Raw genomic sequence first — 18,083 nt, 5'->3', positions numbered from 1 at the left:
AGTGGGAATCCTTTTTACCCATTATGCCCGCCCGCACACGGAATTCCTGACAGTCCCCTTCCCCGTTGATCTCCAACGCCCGCGCGATGTCGCTGAAATCAAGCTCGATCCACGTTTCATGGATCTTTATCGCAACATCTGGTCATCGCTGCGTAGCGAAGTGGAGAAAAGCTATGAACGCCACGACTGAACGCCTCATCCAACTCGCACTGCTGGTGGCAATTGTCGGCGGCTGGCAGCTCGGTGTCGCGGCGGGCATTATCGACGTGTTCTTCTTCCCGGCTCCTCTCGACATCCTCAAGCAGGTGGCGTCCTGGGTAATGGACACCAGCTTCTATAAGCATGTGGCCATCACCTTGACGGAAACTGTGCTCGGCTATCTTGTCGGAACGGCACTCGGCGTGGCAGCAGGCGTCTGGCTCGGCCTCAGTCGTTCGGCAGCGCGAATTCTGGATCCTTTCATCAAGGGTTTGAACGCGATACCGCGCGTCGTGCTTGCGCCGATATTCGTACTCTGGCTCGGCCTCGGTCTCTGGTCCAAGGTGGCGCTCGCCGTCACGCTGGTGTTCTTCGTCACCTTCTTCAACGCCATGCAGGGCGTGCGTGAAGTGAACCCGGTCGTGCTGTCGAACACCCGCATCCTGGGGGCCAAGCGGTCTGACCTGCTTCGCCACGTCTACTTCCCGGCAGCGGCAAGCTGGATTCTGTCTTCATTGCGCACTTCGGTCGGGTTTGCCGTCGTGGGGGCGATTATCGGCGAGTATCTCGGCTCCTCCGCCGGGCTTGGCTATCTGATCGCTCAGGCGGAAGGCAATTTCGATGCGGTCGGCGTCTTCGCAGGGATCTTGATCCTCGCGATATTTGTACTGATTATCGACAGCATCCTGGATGTCGCCGAGAAGCACTTCATCAAGTGGCGGCCGAGCGCTTCCGAACGGCCTGTGTGAGGATCTTCAACGGCAACCGAGAGCTTGTTCACAACCGCTCCCCTCCGAGCCAAGGAGGGAGAGCGCAAGCATTCTGCGCACACGCTGGGTCCGAAACTGGGATCGATGGTGGAACCAAGAAAGGCCCGCCTGCCCGGTTCTGGAACTAATCTCCGTCGTCGGATTGAAAAAGGCTTCTGAGGTGCTCGCCTTCCGCATCGACGGTTTTCGCAAAAGGCTGGAGTTGGGCGGCGCTGTCGCTGCCGACTCCACAAATCACAATTCCGCCAGGGACAAATTCTGGAATCAGTCTCAATAGTTGGCCCGCACCCGTGCCGCGCTCTTGTCGGCGAAGGCGGCGAGTCGAGCCCGCGCCTCGGGCTGAGTGTTCACCACACCGGCGACGACAGCCTCGGCATAAGCGGCATCCAGCGCGGACATATTCTGCATGTGGCTCACAGCGGAGCAAATCGCAAAGTTGGACAGGGGCAGGTTCTGCGCTGCCTTGTGGGCGAGTTCCAGGGCCTTCTCGAAACTTGACCCTTCGACGATGTACTGCGCGAGCCCCAGATCGACCGCTTCTTGCCCTTGATACACCCGGCCCGTCAGCATCATGTCGATCATGCGCGCCTTGCCCACCAGATCGGTGACGCGGATCGTTGCGCCGCCGCCGGTGAAAAGCCCGCGCTGGCCTTCAGGCAGCGCAAAATAGGTTGTCTTGTCCATCACCCGGATATGGGCGGCACTCGCCAATTCCAGCCCACCGCCGACGACGGCACCCTGCAGCGCCGCTATGATCGGCACGCCGCCATATTCCATTTTGTTGAAGGCCTCGTGCCAGCGCAGGCAAATATGCATGAAGTCCGCCGGGCTGCGGTCAGCTTGATGATGTTCGATCAAGTCGAGTCCGGCGCAGAAATGATCCCCCGACCCGGCCAGCACAATCGCGCGCACACCCGCTCGAGGCGCGGTGGAAAAAAAGTCGACCAGTTCCTCGATCGTATCGGCATCCAGCGCATTGCGTTTGGTCGAACGGTTCAGCGTTACGACCCAAACCCCCTCGTCATGAGCCTCCACGGCAAGGTTCTTGTATCGGGTGATGTCGATTTGGATGGCCATGGTACGGTCCTGTTCCCGAGTTGAAGAGGGTTGATTGTTCTATTCAGAATTCGATGTCCAACAGGCTTGCGGCGCCGTCCATGACCCGGGCTCGCTGAAGGTCGGTGTCCCCGAGAATGTGTTGGGCGTAGAACCGTGCCGTGGAGATCTTGGCGGTCATGAAATCGGGATCTTGGCCGTCCTCCAGTTCCGCTTCGGCGACGAGGACCGAGCGTGCCAGTTGCCAGCCCGCTACAAGATTGCCAGCCAGCATCAGATAGGGCACGGCGCCGGCATAAGCGGCGTTCAAATCCGCTGGCTTGACCGCAACCAGATGGGCAACGACGGACTCAAATGCTTGCCGCGCGCAGGACAGCTGCGCGGCGATCTCCTGCGCCACGGGCGAACCTTGCCGTAGCGCAGTTTCTGTCTGAGCTATCATTGCAGCGAGGCGTCTCGCCGTTGATCCACCGTCTCGAAGCGTCTTGCGCCCCAGCAGATCATTGGCCTGGATGGCCGTCGTGCCCTCGTAGATCGGCAAGATTCGTGCGTCACGGTAGTACTGAGCAACGCCGGTTTCTTCGACAAACCCCATGCCACCAAAAATCTGGACCCCAGTTGAGGCTGTCTGAAGGCTCATCTCGGTGCAGAAGCCCTTGACCAGCGGCACAAGAAATTCACCTATCGCCAGGGCCTCCGCTCTCAGTTCCGGCGTGGCGGCAAACTGCGCACGCTCCTGCCATCCGGCGGCCGAGGCAGCAAGAGCCCGGCCCCCTTCGGTCGTGGCGCGCATGTGCGCCAGCATGCGGCGGACATCCGGGTGACGGATAATGGGAACTGCCTCGAAAGCGCTGCCATCGACTGGACGCCCCTGCATACGGGTCTTTGCGTAGGACAGAGCCATCTGATAGGCACGCTCTGCTATCGCAACCCCTTGAACGCCCACGGCGAAGCGTGCCGCGTTCATCATCGTGAACATGATCTCCAGCCCGGCGTTTTCGCGGCCGATCAGAAAGCCGGTGGCGCCTTCGAATTCCAGCATGCAGGTCGGGCTCGCCCTGACGCCAAGCTTGTGTTCGATGCTTTGGCAGCGGAGCGAATTTTGCGCGCCGGGTTCGCCACTTTCGCCCACCAGAAGTTTCGGCACGAGAAACAGGCTGATGCCCTTGACGCCGTCGGGCGCGCCAGGCGTTCGAGCAAGGACGAGGTGAATGATATTCTCGGCCAGATCATGCTCGCCATAGGTGATGAAGATCTTTGTTCCGGAGATCTGATAGGTGCCATTCGCCTGGCGCTCGGCTCTTGTCCGTATCAGGGCCAGATCGCTGCCCGCCTGCGGCTCGGTCAGATTCATCGTGCCGGTCCATTTGCCGGAAACCAGCTTGTGCAGATAGGTCTGTTGGATTTCAGGCGACCCGAAACGCAGAAGCGCCTCGATCGCGCCATCGGTCAAAAGAGGACATAGCGCAAAACTCATATTGGCCGCGTTGATGATTTCGGTCGCCGCAGCGGCGACAGCGCGGGGCATATCATGCCCGCCGAATTCCGAAGGATGACGCAACCCTTGCCAGCCCATGTCGGTGAACTTGGCATAGGCCTCACGGAATCCGGGCGGCGTTTGGACGTGACCTCCGTCCCAGTGCGAGCCGATGCGGTCGCCCGCGGCATTCAGCGGCGCGATTTCCTCGGCACAAAAGCGGCCGAACTCTTCGAGGACCGCTGACGCTATCTCGAGATCACCCATCGCATCGCCCGACCATGGCGCGATGTGGGCAATATTGAACATCAGGTCCTTGACCGGTGCTTGAAATGTCATGCCTGAGGCCCCAGGTCACGGGCTGCCGCCCGCAGAATGAACTTCTGAATCTTGCCTGTCGCGGTTTTTGGCAAAGGGCCGAACACCACCGTTTTCGGCGCTTTGAAATGTGCGATATTGGCGCGACAGAAGGCAATGATTTCCGCTTCGGTCGCGCTCGCGCCCTCGCGCAGTTCGACAAAGGCGCATGGGCTCTCGCCCCATTTCGGATGCGGGCGGGGCACCACGGCCGCAACGCTGATCGCAGGGTGTCGGTATAGAACGGACTCGACCTCGACGGACGAGATGTTTTCCCCGCCTGAGATGATCACATCCTTCAGCCGGTCCCGGATCTGAATATACCCGTCAGGATGGACCACCGCGGCATCACCGGACCAGAACCAGCCAGATTCGAAGGCCGCCGCGGTGGAGGTCGCGTCCTTGTAATATCCCTTCATCACCGTATTGCCGCGAATGGCGATCTCACCTTGTGTCAGCCCATCGCGCGGCACATCCGTGCCGGTGTCGCGGTCGACGACGCGGATGTCCTCGACCATCGGAAAGGCGACGCCCTGCATCGCCTGTTTTTCAGCTCTTGCAGAAACAGACAGGGCTTCCCATTCGTCCTGCCAAAGACATTGGGAAATATGACCGTAGGTTTCGGTCAGTCCGTACACCTGCATCACATCGAGACCGATCTGCGCGGCCTTTTCAAGAACCGCGGGCGGAGGCGGTGCACCTGCGGTCATGACCCTGATCTGGGGATTGAAGGGCTGCGCGGAAGCATCTCGGCTGTCGCACAGCATCTGCAGCACGATGGGGGCAGCTCCCATATGGGTGACGCGGTGCGCCGCCATTGCTTCCAGCAATTTGCCAGGCGAGGCATCGCGGGAAAAAACCATGTTGGCTCCGACGATCGCCATCGACCAGGGATGCGTCCAGCCGTTGCAGTGGAACATGGGCACGACCGACAGGTAGGTCGGGTGCTGCGGCAAGGCCCATGCGGCAATCGTCCCCATCGCCATCAGATAGGCGCCGCGATGGTGATAAATCACGCCCTTCGGCCGCCCCGAAGTGCCCGAAGTATAGTTCAGCGCCAGCGCCTGCCACTCATCCTTGGGCAGCTCCCATACCATGGGAGGATGAGCCGCCAGATCGTCATAGCTGCGTTCGCCGAACCCGGCAGAAGCCTGCGCCTGCGCATCGACGATATCAACCACAGGGAGCGTGTTGCCATTCAATCGAAAGGCTTCACGCAGCAGGGGCGCGAAGGCTGTATCGGCAATCACCAGCGTCGAGTCCGAATGCGCCAGGATATAGGCGACGGTTTCCGGCTCCAGGCGGGTGTTGATGGTGTTCAACACAGCCCCCAGCAAGGGCACGGCATAGTGCAGTTCGAAGAGTTCGGGAATGTTTGGCGACAGCACCGAAACCGTGTCCCCCGGCCCCACGCCCAAAGCCGCCAGCCCCGCCGCGACCGAACGGCAGCGAGCGCCAGTCTGTGCCCATGTGCGCCTTATGTCGCCATAAGTCACCGCAGCGCGCCCGGAGTAGACCAACTCGGCCCTTTTCAGGAATGACAGTGGAGACAGGGCCACATAGTTGGCGTCATCGCGGTGGGGAGCGTCGTAGTGCTGTCTCATGCTCTGATCCTATGACCAACGGTCCCGGCGTTACAGAAAAGGCAACTCTACGAGGTTGGCGGAAACCGGCCCCTGATCGCGTATCACCTGCACTGTTTCGCCTGCAGGCACGGCTGCGTCGATCAGCGCATAGCCGATGTTGGCTTTCAGACGCGGCGACCAGACGCAATTGGTCATCATGCCGATGCGCTGGCCATTGCGGATGATGTCTTGGCGGCGGAAGCCCAGGGGAGCCGGGGCATCGCCTTCAAGCACCAGACCGAGCTGATGGCGTTTCACACCCTCCGCCTTGATCCGACGCAGCGCCTGGATGCCCACGACGTCATCGCCGACATCAAGATCGACGTACTTGCCCAGACGCACCTCGAACGGATTGGTCGCCTCGTCGGTATCACCACCGACCGACACAAGCCCGCTTTCGGTGCGTTCCGCCGTGGCAGGAGCGCCTGGGCCGATGCCCCAGGGCTGGCCCGCCTCCTTGAAGATATTCCAAAGCCGGGTGCCGCGAGACCCGTCTTTCAGATAGATCTCGAACCCACCTTGCTTGGACCAGCCAGACCGCTGAACGGCCACCGGAATGCCTTCGATTTCGGTTTCCTTGAACCAGAAATACTTCAGCTGTCGAACCCAATCCCCCAATACATGGGCCACGACATCCTCGGCTTTCGGCCCTTGCAGCGCCATGGGGGAGACGTCAGGCTCGCTGACCTCGACGGTCAGGCCACGTTCGGCGGCAATGGCGCTGGCCCAAAACCAGATGTCGCTATCGGCAATCGATAGCCAATAAAGGTCATCCGCCAGCTTCAGCAGAATCGGATCATTGATGATCGTGCCTCTATGGTTGCATAGCGGCACATATTTGCCCTGACCGACTTTGCAGTTGGACAGATCGCGCGGTGACAGGATCTGCGCCAGGCGGCCCGCATCCGGCCCTTTCAGTTGCACCTGTCGCTCCACCCCGACATCCCATTGAGAGACGCCGTTGATCAGTCGCCAGTATTCCGCCTCGGGATCACCATAAGACGTGGGCATGATCATCCGGTTATAGATGCTGGCCGCGATCATACCTTCGGCGACGGCCGAGGCGTAAAACGGTGACGGCCGCAATCGCGCCGTTGGGAAAACTGAAAACATCGGCCCCTCCCTTATGGTCGACAACCAATGATCCGGCTGGCGGGGTTTCGTCAAAGGACGTATTAGGGGGGCATGCCTATACAAAAAGTTATGGCTGTGTTTTGGAGCGCGCTATGAACCGTTACCTCCCGCCTCTGACATGGCTACGCGCATTCGAGGCTTCGGCCCGTACGCTCAGTTTCACCCATGCCGCCTCCGAATTGCACATCACGCAAGCCGCGGTGTCCAAACATGTGAAATCGTTGGAGCACCATCTGCACCATGTGCTGTTCATCCGCCGCCCGCGCGGCCTGGAGCTCACCAAATCTGGCGCCGCCTATCTGCCCAAGGTGCAGGATGCGATGGAACGGCTGGCTATCGGCACGCGTGAGGTGTTTGGCCAGCGCCGGACCAGTTCGCTGACTGTGCGATGCGCCATTTCCTTCGCCGTCAATTGGCTGGCTCAGCGCTTGCCCGAATATCTCGAACGTTATCCGGACAAGAATATCCGCTTGCTTTCAAGCGTCTGGAATGACGCCTTTGACGCGCAGGACTTCGATCTCGACATCCAATATGGCACCGGACACTGGCCTGGGTTCAACAGCCATCGCCTGACGTGGGAAACCATCACTCCCCTTTGCGCACCCGAATTGCCTGGCCGCAATCCTCTGAACAGTCCGCAGGACCTGCGTCATCATCGTTTGTTGCACGTGCTGGGCTATCATGAAGGCTGGGGCATCTGGCTAAAGGCGGCTGGAGCCCAGCAAGTCGATGCCGGTTCAGGGTTGCATCTCGACTCGTCCTTGACGGCGTTTGAGTTGGCGGCGGACTGTGCAGGCGTAGCACTGGGCCGCAGTTCCCTTGCCGGACATGCCCTGGCCTCCGGCCGATTGATAGCGCCGTTTCCTCTCGCGGTGCCTATCGATGAAGCGTTTCATCTGATCCAACCAGCAGGCAGCAGCCGCCATCCAGATGCCCCGTTGTTTGTCGAATGGCTGCTGTCCGCCGTACAGAAGCCGGAAAAGCCAACAAGCACCCAAGCTGAACGTCCATGAGGCAGCGCTCGCGGCGATGACCATCAGCTTCAGCGGCCGCATCAGGTGGTGCCCCCACCAACGGCGAAGGCCATCCGACGCGATGGACTCCGGAACTATACAAAATGCCCAATAACTGGGCACTGACCCCGAAACGGGAAGGATAGAGGTCAATGATCCGGTGATAGTACGATCGCAGGTCAGGCTGAAATCGGAGCGTGGTACGGTAGCGACGAGCGACGTCCCGCGCTAGGATAGCAGACAGGCCAACGAGTGATGTCTTGTCCTGAATTTTTTCCAACCGAGGGCTCGGCGCTAAATTCTTCAGAGTAGTGCAGGAGGTGCGCGCGACGTGTTTTTTGAGACCACCTTCCATGACGCAACGGAGCAGGAAGCGTCCTTGCCAGGTTGGCGGCAGGAATACCGACAGGTTTCGACCGGCGGCTATGACGGTCGAACCATGGCTATCCTGCTCCCGGGCGTGGAGATTTTGCGCGAGACCATCAGTGTCGGCACGGAACAAATGTTCTCGGCGCCTGAAGGCAGCATGATCTTCTATTACTACCCTAAACGCGATCGAAGCGAATTGGTCCGCGGCGAAAAAGCGCCCGGCGTTTCAGGTTTCGCCTTAAACTGGACCAATCGCATCGGGTTCATGGACGCCGATAGCGACCTGCTGATGCTCGTCCTAAGGCGCGATGCTGTCGCGGACGAGGACCGCAGCAGAATAGCGGAGCTTGTCGAACCGCCTCTAGAGAATGCGGCTTTTCTTGCGGACTGGCTGCTGTCGTTGCTTGGAGGCGCTCGCCAACAATCGCATCCATGCGCCTGGGGAAAATTCGACGGCGTGCTCGCGGACGTCATTACAGATCGTTTCGAGCTGCTTTTCCAGAAAAGCCTCGTTCGCCAAACGCCGCACATAGCGCAGACAGAACAAATCTATAGAAAGATCCGCGATCGAATTTTCGATGCGCCTGATATGCCCCATTCGGTGAAGTCGCTGTCGCGGGATCTTGGTGTATCGGCCTTCAACCTCAGGGCATCCTGCCAAAGTTTCACGCAGATCCCTCTCGACAAAATCCTGATGATGCTTCGCCTGAACGGCGCCCGCCGCGACTTGCTGCACGCTCGTTGCTCGCCGCGGAAGGTATCTGAAATTGCAATGGATTGGGGCTTCTTTCACTGGAGCCGCTTTGCGCTGCGCTACAAGTCGCTTTTCGGCGAAACGCCCTCTCAAACCCTGAAGGGTTAGCATCCCCAAGGGGCGTCCCGCATCATCACCGCAGTTGCTCCATATCAGCGTTCACCGGCTTTGGACGTCCTTCGGGCGGTTTTGAGCTGTCGCCGAGGGGAGACGAAGGTCACGCCCCCCAACCTACAATCCCCTTGACCTCCATAAAGTCTCGCATTCCCCAGTGGCTGTATTCGCGGCCATTCCCGGACTGTTTATAACCGCCGAACGGTGCATGCGTATCCCACGGCGCATAGTTGACGTAGACTGAGCCGGCTTGCAGTTTGCGCGCGACCGCTCTTGCTCTCTCCAGGTTGCCGCTTTGCACGTATGCCGCCAGACCGTAGATCGAGTCGTTCGCGATCCGTATCGCGTCCGCCTCGGTCTCGTAGGGAATAATCGACAGGACCGGACCAAAAATTTCCTCGCGGGCAATCGTCATCTCCGGCGTAACGCCACCGAAGATCGTTGGCTTGACGTAGAAGCCAACATCGAGACCCTCAGGCTTGCCTGGTCCGCCTGCAACCAAAGTGGCGCCTTCCTCGATGCCAAGACCAATCATCCGCTGGATCTTGTCGAATTGCTGCTGGCTGATCACCGGCCCCATATCGGTATCTTCACTTGAAGGATCTCCGACGCGGGTGGCGGCGGCGACCCGCTTCGCGATGTCGAGCGCCTCTGCATGTCGATCGGCCGGGACCAGAAGGCGCGTTGGCGCGTCGCAAGACTGGCCCGAATTGCTGAAACACGCCTCGACACCCTTGACGACCGCATTCTCGAGGTCAGCGTCGGCCAGCACGATATTGGCCGATTTTCCGCCCAACTCCTGAGCCACGCGCTTGACAGTTTCAGCGGCAGTTTTGGCGACCATGATGCCCGCGCGCGTGGATCCTGTGAAGGACACCATATCGACGCGAGGATGACCTGCCAGATACTGTCCGACCTCAGGTCCTGTCCCGTTGATGAGGTTGAAGACACCCTTTGGTATTCCGGCCTTCTCAAGCACTTCCGCGAAGATGATCGCGCTGAGGGGCGCCAACTCGGACGGCTTCAGCACGACTGTACAGCCCGCCGCAAGAGCCGGCGCGACTTTGCAGACGATTTGGTTCAGTGGCCAATTCCACGGCGTGATGAGCGCGCAAACGCCGATAGGCTCCCAGGTGATCATCGAGCTTGCGTGGTGCTCGTCGAAGCTGAATGCTTCAAGAGCCGCGATTGTCGACTCCAAATGAATCTGTCCCGCCCAGGCTTGGGCCGCGCGCGAGAATGTCAACGGCGCACCGAGTTCCATGCTGACGGCCCGCGCGATATCGTCATAGCGATCATTGTAGCATCGTAGGACATTGCGCAGGAGTTCCAGCCTCTCGTCCTTGCCTGTTTGTGAGAAAGCCGGAAAGGCCGCGAAAGCGGCTTGCACGGCCAAATCGGCATCTTCGATAGTGCCGATCGCAATCTGCATGAACGAATGTTCGGTCGCGGGATCGATCACGTCCATTCGGCCAGCCCCGGTCGGCATGACCCATTGTCCGTCGATATAGAATTTCGATGCGTTGTCGGACTGCATGCCTGCTCCAGTAAGATTGTTGTTCGTTCTTGCCAGTGGCTCAACGGCGGATGGCATCTTCATAGCCAGAAAGAACCCCGACAACATTGATGCCGACGTCTTCGACGGCATAGCCGCCTTCCAGAACGAACAGGGTTTTCGTCCCGAGGCCTGCCAGGTGGGCGCCGATAAGCGGAAAATGGTCGTGGGAGAGTCGGAAGCGACTGATCGGATCGCCCTCGAAGGTGTCAACGCCATGGGAGATGACGACTACGTCAGGGCCAAACTGCCGGACGCTGCCAAGCGCGAACTCGAGCGCGCCCTCCCACTGCGCCCAGTCGGTGCCATGCGGAAGCGGTATATTGATGTTGAACCCCTCTCCGCCGCCGGAACCGCGTTCATCCGCGTAGCCGGCAAAAAACGGATAGTCATTGCGGGGATCGGCGTGAAGGCTGACAACCTGAACGTCACCGCGCGCGTAGAATATCTCTTGTGTGCCGTTGCCGTGGTGATAGTCGATGTCCAGAATTGTCACGCGCGAGGCGCCAGCGTCCAGCAGGCGCTGCGCGGCGACGGCAGCATTGTTGACGAAACAATAGCCGCCATTGAAGTCGGTTCCGGCGTGGTGGCCGGGCGGTCGGCAAAGGGCAAAACAAGCCTGTTCGCCCTCAATGATCAAATCTGCCGCGGTCACGGCCGCGTCATGCGAAGCCTTGACGGCTTCCCAGGTGCCTTCGACAAACCCTGTGCTGGCGTCGATGGAATATTGTCCCAGCAGGGCGTCGATAGAATCCGGGGTGACATCCTTGTACCTGCCTCTCGCCGGCCAAGCATAGGGGAGAGCTGTACCCGTCCGTCCAGCGTCCCGCCAAAGCCGCCACGCTGACGCTATAAAGTCGAGATAGGCAGGTGAGTGAATCCGTCTGGCGGTATCCAGGGACTGCGGCCGTGGGTTAAGAACGGGCCCGAGACCCACCTCCTCGATCCGGCTTGTTATGAACGTTGCGCGCGATGTGTTCTCGTAACCCTCGACAACAGCGCCATTGTAAAATTCGAATTGACCTTGGTGTTTCAGCTGTATCGGCGAGAAAATCGTTTTCATAGAGCATTGCCCACGTTGCGGATATCAAGAGGGGATGTGAGAAATTTAGACTTCAATTGATCTTCGTTCGCTGGTTCACGACGTAGATGCACATGACAAGCGCCACGGAGATCAGCAGGAAAACGGCCGCTATCGCATTGACCTCGGGAGTAATCGTGCGGCGCACCTGGCCAAGCATATAAGTAGGCAGGGTGTCCTGGCCGGCCGTCTTTACGAATTCGGTGATCACGACGTCATCCAGCGACGTGACAAAGGCCAGGATGAAGCCCGCCAGGATGCCTGGGAAAAGCAAAGGCATCGTGACGAAGCGAAACGCGTTCCACGGCGATGCGTACAGATCACCGGCAGCACGTTCCAGGCTTATGTCCATCGTCTGGAGGCGGGCACGGATCGGGAGATAGGCGAACGGCACGCAGAACGCCGTGTGCGCCAGGACCAGGTATCCGAGACCAGAATAGCCGGTCCAGCCACGAAATGTGGCGGTTACAACCAGCAGCGCGACCGCAGTAACGATCTCAGGCACCATCAGCGGAAAGGAAATCGCACTATAGGCTAATGTCCACCCTCGAAACCTTGGGGTCCGGCTCATGGCCAATGCGGCCAGCGTCGCCAACGTTGTCGACAAGATGGCAGATATGGCGGCAAGTTTCAGCGACAGAATAGAGGCGCTGATCACTTGCTGATTGTTTGCCGCGCTTTGAAACCATCGAAGCGAAAATCCTCCCCATTTCGCAGGACTGGTCCCGGCATTGAACGCAAAAACGAGCGCGACTGCCAATGGTGCGTAGAGGAAAATGAACGTTGTGATGGCGACAGTGCCGAAGCCACGCTGGTGGGTTACCGGGAACGCTTTAGCCATGTTCGTGTCCGTGGCTGTCGCCATGCCGGATGTAGACGAGAAGCGCCACCATCACGATGGCCATCAGGGCCAGCGAAAGCGCGGAGCCGAAAGGCCAATCGCGACCTTGGCCGAACTGAAATTCGATGTAGTTGCCAATCATGAGATTTCTGCCGCCACCGAGCAGGATAGGAGTGACATAGGTTCCGATTGCAGGGATGAACACAAGAATGGAGCCGGCGATGATGCCGGGCTTGGCAAGTGGTACGATGATTTCGCGAAGCACATTGAATGGACGAGCGTACAGGTCGGACGCCGCCTCGAGCAGGCTTCGGTCCTGCCTTTCCAGACTTGCGTAGACAGGCAGGATCATGAGAGGCAGGTAGACGTAGACAAGTCCGAGGCAAATCGCGAAATTCGTAAACAGCATCTGTATTGGTTCGGAAATAAAACCAGTCTTGATCAGAAGTGTATTGATGATCCCTTCGTTGCGGATCAGATCCTGTATGGCGAACGTGCGGATCAGGAGATTTGTCCAGAACGGAACGGTGACGAGCAAAAGCCATACTTCCCGGTTGAGCGGATTGCGGGTCGCGATGAAATAGGCGGTGGGAAATCCCACGAGCAGGCACAGAACCGTGGTTGCCAGCGACAGGAGAAGCGAGCGCAGCAAAATCTCGAGGTTCGTCCCTGACAGCGTCAGCGTGTCGTCGAAGACATCGCGGTCAAAAAGGACGCGCGTCCAGGCATCGAAAGATAGAGTGTAGTTCACGCCGCCGGTCGGACCAGGGGTCAAGAATGAATACGTCACAATAACCAGAAGGGGTGCGATCGCACCGATTATGACGACCAGAACCGCGGGGCTGATCAAAAGCCATCGCGTTCGGCTTGCTGATTTGGACCGGACTGCTTCAAGACTTGCCATCTCTACGCCTCTCAAGCGGGCAGGATCTGGGCTGAGTTCGGTGTGAAATTCACCGAGACCTCGTCGCCGATCGCGATGGGGAGATTTTCCTCCGGCGTATTATACCTGCGGACCGTGACAACAGCCGCGCCTCGGCTCAATTCGATTGTGTACTGCGTTTCGGCACCGCAGAAGCTTACCGCTTTCACAGATCCGGTAAGTTGGCCGGCCGGCTCCTGGGCCAACGGTAGAATTCGCAAATGCTCGGGCCGCACGACGATGTTCACCAGTTGACCGGGCGCAACCCTATCCTTTGTCGCAATAGCGACGGCGCCGACCCCTCGAACATCGATCACGGCCCCGCGGTCATCCGAGTTGAGCCCCCGCCCCTGCAGGAAATTCGTCTCACCTACGAAGTTCGCGACGAAGTGATTTGCAGGCTTGATGTAGACTTCGTGCGGGGTTCCGACTTGCATTATTTCACCTGAAGACAGCACGGCGACGCGATCGGACATCGTCAAAGCCTCCTCCTGGTCATGCGTCACGAAAATGAAAGTTATCCCCGTCGCAGCCTGGAGCGACTTGAGCTCCATCTGCATTTCCTTGCGGAGTTTGTAGTCCAGCGCTGAAAGTGACTCGTCGAGAAGCAAGACCTTCGGCTCGGATGCGAGCGCGCGCGCCAGCGCGACCCGCTGCTGTTGGCCGCCCGATATCTGACTTGTTCGCCGATCTGACAGATTCTCCAGTCGCACGAGTTTCAACATCTCATCGACACGGGCAGCGATTTCGTGGCGGGGCCGTTTGAGCATCCGCAGCCCAAAGCCGATGTTCTGCGCAACCGTCATGTGCGGGAAAAGAGCATAGTTCTGGAAGACGGTGTTGATGGGCCGTTGGAACGGAGGGACCGATGCAATGTCCTCGCCACCGAGAAGGATGGTTCCGGCCGTCGGATATTCGAAACCGCCTATCAGGCGCAATAGAGTGGTTTTTCCGCAGCCCGATGGCCCAAGTAATGTGAAAAACTCATTGTTGAAGATGTCCAGCGTCGTGCTTTTGACCGCGGTGACGACGGCGTTTCCCGAACCGTAGGTCTTGGTAACCTGGTTCAAGCGGATGGCTACGCCCGGCGTAGATTCATCTTTCATAGCGTCCCCAAAATGAATCACTCAGGAGTTATGCCGCCGATAGGAAACGCTGTCGTCGAATGCAGCGCAAACATCGCCAGCGGACCGATAGAAGCAGCTACTTCTGGACGTCCTGCCAGATACGGCTGTAGAGCTGCGTGATCTTCGGGTCGCAAAGCGTCAGAAGCTCACCCTTTGATTTCATATCGTCGGGAATGGTCAGCTCCGGCGCACCCTTCATATCGTCCGAGTAGTATTTTTCAGCACCGATGATAGCCGCGCCATATTTGGCAAAGGTCGAATTCAATGCCGCGTTTTCGGGCGCCATAATGAAGTTTTGAAAAAGCTTGGCGTTCTCCAGATTTGGAGCATCCTTCAGAACCACCACATTGTCAGAGCCGTAGGTGAAGCCCTCTTTGGGAAGGCCATAGGCGATGCTGTGATTTTGAGTACGGCGCTTCAACGCGGAACCACTCCAGTCAAGCGAAGCCGAAACATCTCCGGAGGCCATTTTCAGTGTTCCGGAATAGTCGATCGACAGCCAGCTCTTCTTGGCCTCCAGGAGACGGTCGCGGACCTTGGTGAGCAAGGCCTTATCGCTTGTGCACCATGTTCCGCCTTCGAACTTGATCGCGGCGAACATGATATCGTTCATCTCGGGAACGATGTTGATCTTTCCCTTCAATTCAGCCGGCGGATCCAGAATCACCTTCCAGGTATTTATGTCGCCTTTGAAGACGGACGTATTGACGCTTACGCCGCTGGTATACCAAAGCCACGGCACGGAATATTTCCGGCCTGGGTCGAAAGCGGGATCCCGCCACCTCTCCTCGAGGTTCTTGGCATTTTCCATCTGGCCCGGGTTTGTCTCGGCAAGCAGCCCTTCTTGAATATAGGTGGGGATGAAGCTCTGCGAGGGAACCACGACGTCGAACCCGGAGGAACCCTGACGCACCTTTGCAAGTGCGGTGTCGTTGGAATCGAAATCTGTCTGCGTCACATGGATGTTGTAGGTCTTTGAGAATTTGTCGATCAATTCGGGGCTGGTGTACTCGCCCCAATTGTAGATGTTGAGATTGCCTTCAGCCAGGGCGACGGTGGTGCTCAGGCCCAGAATTAACGCGGCGGACGTTGCGGTAAGTTTCATTTGGCTCTCGCTTGGTTTCTGGCTCGATAGTCCGGTATTCCAACGCTTCAGCACCTGAAGGGCATCCGATGGAACTTCAGGCCCGGCTTCAAAAATGCTCAGGCTGGTTGGTTGTCGTCTAGCCATCCGCTCTGCCTAAAATGAAGGCAGGCGGCCAGATCATGCCGGGCTCCAAAGTCCCTCACGGACCAGGTCATCCGCGGTGGCTTCAATTCCTTTGCGAAGAGCATCGGTCATCATGTCGATTTGCGAGCGGCTGATTGTCAGCGGCGGCGACATCACGCACATATTGATCAGGGGCCGGACAAGCAATCCATTCTCCTGGCAATGAAAATCGATGCGCTTACCGACGGTCAGGTCGAGATCAAGACGATCCTCCGTCTTGGCATCGGCAACACATTCAATCCCCGCCATCAGTCCGGCCCCGCGCACCTCACCTACGAGAGGTAGTGCCTCGAGCGTCCGCAACTGCTCTTGAAAGTAGGGACCGATCTCACGCGCGTGATCCAGGAGACCATCTTCCAGCAGCTCGATATTGCGGATTGCCACCGCGCAGCCGATGGGATGACTGGAATAGGTCAGACCATGCACGAAGTTCGCTTTTGGATGGTTCGAGCGGCGAAGTTCGCTGAGCAAGCGATCCGACACCATCACGCCACCAAGGGGAAAATACCCTGACGTGACGCCTTTAGCGAAAGTGATCATATCCGGCTGGATTCCGAACACGTCCTGCGATGCGAAGATATGGCCGAGCCGCCCGAAAGCGGTGACGACCTCGTCAGCGATAAACAGAATGTCATTTTCCGTGCAGAGCGCTCGCATGCGCTTGAGATAGTTCGGCGGCGACATCAACACCCCGCCGCTCGCCTGGATCGGTTCGGCGATAAAAGCGGCGATCTGTTGGGCACCCTCGTGCTCGATGAGCGCGCGAAACTCATCGACGAGGAAATCTTCGAACGCCTCCAGCGACAAGTTCGCCGGTCGGTGGAAGGGATTGGGGCAAGTCAGTTTTCTGACGAGATCGCCTGCGCCATCCATCCAGTCGTGATCACGCGGGCGGCCGTTCAGCGACGCGGTCAGGTATGTCGAGCCATGGTAGCTGCCCTGGCGTGAGATCAACAGCTTCTTCTGCGGTAGTCCGCGGACGTTGTTGTAGAACTGTACGAGCCGTATGGCTGTTTCGACGGCGGATGAACCGCCAGTCGTCAAGAAGACATGGTTGAGATCACCCGGCGCGCGCTCCGCGAGCATCTGAGCAAGCTTCTCCGCGGGAGCATTGCTTGTATACCACGGCGTTGAATAGGTCATCGACATTGCCTGGTCGCGCAATGTATCGGCCAGCGCTTGGTTGCGATGTCCGACGTTGATGCACCACATGCCTGCCGGTCCGTCGATCAGTTTTCTTCCGCTCTGATCGGTGACGAAAATATCTTCCGAGGATGTGATGAGTTCGCGAGCTTCCGCACCGATACTGCCGGCCAGAGGGGCGGCCTGGATCAGGTGAAACCGCTCATTGGCGAGGGCGCCGGTTTCATTTAGCGAGAGAGCAGGTTCAACCATAATAATCCTCACGATCTAAAGACTATGCTGTAGGAAGCATGGAACTCCTTTTCGCTCTAGCCACTGGACGGCGGGACAACGCCTAATAAATAGGCATCGGCCTTTTTCCGATTGACAAGTGATCGTCTCGCACAAACCTTGGCTTGGCGATTGTCATTGTACTGACACCACCATCATTGATCCCTGATAGACTGCCATGCCGCCAATGGGCGAAACACGCCCTTCCCAAGCGGTTAAGCTTGTCTAGCCACCTGCCCTCGCCGTAAGTTGCCGGGGCCGACCCCAGGAGCTCTGCTTGAATATTCGACTGGAACAAGCCCAAGCCATCGTCGCAGGCGTTCTTGAATACGCCGCCAGTATGAGGATGAAGCCGATCTACGCGATTGTCCTGGATGCCCGCGGAGAACTGAAAGCCGCCGCGACGATGGACGAGGCAAGCCTGAAGCGCTCTTCAATCGCCAGAGGCAAGGCCGATGGAGCTCTGGCGATGGGAATGGGATCAAGGTCGCTTTTCAAGCGCGCAAAAGAGCAGCCCTTCTTCATTTCAGCAGCGACGCAGGCTGTTGGCGGAAGCCTCGTTCCGGTGCCGGTGGAGTGTTAATCAAGGACGCCGCAGGCAAGGTCCTGGGTTCAGTCGGCGTTTCCGGCTGTACGTCCGACAATGATGAAGCCGCTGCACTGGCCGGCATTGCGAGCGCAGGCCTGGTCGGAGATCCTGGCCAAGATTAGACGAGACCGGCTGTTCGTTGCCGAGGGATACCGGAGCAGGTCCATCGCATCAGAGCAGTTCCGCGAACCCGGACAGCAGTCAGATCGAAGAAGACAGTTTCGCGGCCGGTACCGCCGATCTGCTCAATCGACAAGTCCTCGGCGGCCAGATCGGCAAGCTAATCGTGATCGCTGCCCCGCGAACGCTTGGGGAACTTCGCAAGCATTACCACCAGAAACTTTCCGCCGTGCTTGTAGGTGCGGATTCCGACGTGAAGCCGGCCGCCATTCCGATCAAACACCGGCCACCATTCCGG

Annotated in this window: 14 protein-coding genes and 3 pseudogenes; 6 read left to right on the top strand and 11 right to left on the bottom strand. The window is 58.6% G+C overall.

The genetic code is table 11. From position 1 onward, the window contains the following. Both QQK95_RS13355 and QQK95_RS13350 read left to right on the top strand, forming a co-directional pair. Nucleotides 1–190 (top strand): annotated as a pseudogene (locus tag QQK95_RS13355) (hypothetical protein); the annotation flags it as partial. Continuing rightward, nucleotides 174–947: an ABC transporter permease gene (locus tag QQK95_RS13350; RefSeq protein ID WP_284273041.1), complete on the top strand. Its 774-nt coding sequence runs from the start codon at nucleotides 174–176 to the stop codon at nucleotides 945–947. The pseudogene QQK95_RS13355 and the gene QQK95_RS13350, both read left to right, overlap by 17 nt. 291 nt (nucleotides 948–1,238) lie before the next feature. On the opposite strand, the gene QQK95_RS13345 is transcribed toward QQK95_RS13350, so the two are convergent. From QQK95_RS13345 to QQK95_RS13330, 4 genes are read right to left on the bottom strand one after another with little or no spacing between them, the layout of a single operon-like run. Beyond that, a complete protein-coding gene (locus tag QQK95_RS13345; RefSeq protein ID WP_407660556.1) occupies nucleotides 1,239–2,045 on the bottom strand; it encodes a crotonase/enoyl-CoA hydratase family protein in 807 nt (268 codons plus the stop codon). 43 nt (nucleotides 2,046–2,088) lie between these two features. Beyond that, nucleotides 2,089–3,840, bottom strand: coding sequence for an acyl-CoA dehydrogenase (locus QQK95_RS13340; RefSeq protein ID WP_284273039.1), 1,752 nt, complete (start codon nucleotides 3,838–3,840; stop codon nucleotides 2,089–2,091). Next, nucleotides 3,837–5,462, bottom strand: a complete 1,626-nt coding sequence (locus QQK95_RS13335) for an acyl-CoA synthetase (RefSeq protein ID WP_284273038.1) — start codon at nucleotides 5,460–5,462, stop codon at nucleotides 3,837–3,839. The genes QQK95_RS13340 and QQK95_RS13335 overlap by 4 nt, the downstream gene beginning before the upstream one ends. A gap of 30 nt (nucleotides 5,463–5,492) precedes the next feature. Next, on the bottom strand, nucleotides 5,493–6,596 hold the full coding sequence (locus tag QQK95_RS13330; RefSeq protein WP_284273036.1) for a glycine cleavage T C-terminal barrel domain-containing protein: 1,104 nt from the start codon (nucleotides 6,594–6,596) through the stop codon (nucleotides 5,493–5,495). A gap of 113 nt (nucleotides 6,597–6,709) precedes the next feature. On the opposite strand from QQK95_RS13330, the gene QQK95_RS13325 reads away from it, so the two are divergent. Further along, nucleotides 6,710–7,630 carry a LysR substrate-binding domain-containing protein gene (locus QQK95_RS13325; RefSeq protein WP_284273034.1) on the top strand — a complete coding sequence of 307 codons (921 nt, stop codon included), beginning with the start codon at nucleotides 6,710–6,712 and terminating at the stop codon, nucleotides 7,628–7,630. Between the two features lie 331 nt (nucleotides 7,631–7,961). Continuing rightward, nucleotides 7,962–8,861, top strand: a complete 900-nt coding sequence (locus tag QQK95_RS13320) for a helix-turn-helix domain-containing protein (RefSeq protein ID WP_284273032.1) — start codon at nucleotides 7,962–7,964, stop codon at nucleotides 8,859–8,861. A gap of 109 nt (nucleotides 8,862–8,970) precedes the next feature. Here the strand turns inward: QQK95_RS13320 and QQK95_RS13315 are convergent, their stop codons facing one another. The 7 genes from QQK95_RS13315 to QQK95_RS13285 form a co-directional block, all read right to left on the bottom strand. Beyond that, a complete protein-coding gene (locus tag QQK95_RS13315) occupies nucleotides 8,971–10,404 on the bottom strand; it encodes an aldehyde dehydrogenase family protein (RefSeq protein WP_284273031.1) in 1,434 nt (477 codons plus the stop codon). Between the two features lie 40 nt (nucleotides 10,405–10,444). Then, on the bottom strand, nucleotides 10,445–11,485 hold the full coding sequence (locus tag QQK95_RS13310; RefSeq protein WP_284273029.1) for a histone deacetylase family protein: 1,041 nt from the start codon (nucleotides 11,483–11,485) through the stop codon (nucleotides 10,445–10,447). A gap of 52 nt (nucleotides 11,486–11,537) precedes the next feature. Beyond that, nucleotides 11,538–12,344, bottom strand: a complete 807-nt coding sequence (locus tag QQK95_RS13305; RefSeq protein ID WP_284273028.1) for an ABC transporter permease — start codon at nucleotides 12,342–12,344, stop codon at nucleotides 11,538–11,540. Continuing rightward, nucleotides 12,337–13,248, bottom strand: a complete 912-nt coding sequence (locus QQK95_RS13300; RefSeq protein ID WP_284273026.1) for an ABC transporter permease — start codon at nucleotides 13,246–13,248, stop codon at nucleotides 12,337–12,339. Before QQK95_RS13300 ends, QQK95_RS13305 begins: the two co-directional genes overlap by 8 nt. Before the next feature lie 11 nt (nucleotides 13,249–13,259). Further along, entirely contained in the window at nucleotides 13,260–14,372 is a 1,113-nt protein-coding gene (locus QQK95_RS13295; protein ID WP_284273024.1) for an ABC transporter ATP-binding protein, read from the bottom strand. A 97-nt stretch (nucleotides 14,373–14,469) separates the two neighbouring features. Further along, entirely contained in the window at nucleotides 14,470–15,498 is a 1,029-nt protein-coding gene (locus tag QQK95_RS13290; RefSeq protein ID WP_284273043.1) for an ABC transporter substrate-binding protein, read from the bottom strand. A 159-nt stretch (nucleotides 15,499–15,657) separates the two neighbouring features. Beyond that, nucleotides 15,658–17,058 (bottom strand): aminotransferase, encoded by a 1,401-nt coding sequence (locus QQK95_RS13285; protein ID WP_284273022.1) that lies wholly within the window; start codon nucleotides 17,056–17,058, stop codon nucleotides 15,658–15,660. A gap of 295 nt (nucleotides 17,059–17,353) precedes the next feature. Between QQK95_RS13285 and QQK95_RS13280 the strand changes: the two are divergent. Together QQK95_RS13280 and QQK95_RS13275 are read left to right on the top strand one after the other, a co-directional pair. Beyond that, a pseudogene (locus QQK95_RS13280) lies at nucleotides 17,354–17,787 on the top strand (GlcG/HbpS family heme-binding protein). Nucleotides 17,788–17,822: 35 nt separating this feature from the next. After that, a pseudogene (locus tag QQK95_RS13275) lies at nucleotides 17,823–18,083 on the top strand (baeRF12 domain-containing protein); the annotation flags it as partial.

This window comes from Mesorhizobium huakuii (assembly GCF_030160235.1).
Classification (GTDB): Bacteria; Pseudomonadota; Alphaproteobacteria; order Rhizobiales; family Rhizobiaceae; genus Mesorhizobium; species Mesorhizobium huakuii.
This window is presented reverse-complemented; position numbering and strand designations above follow the sequence as displayed.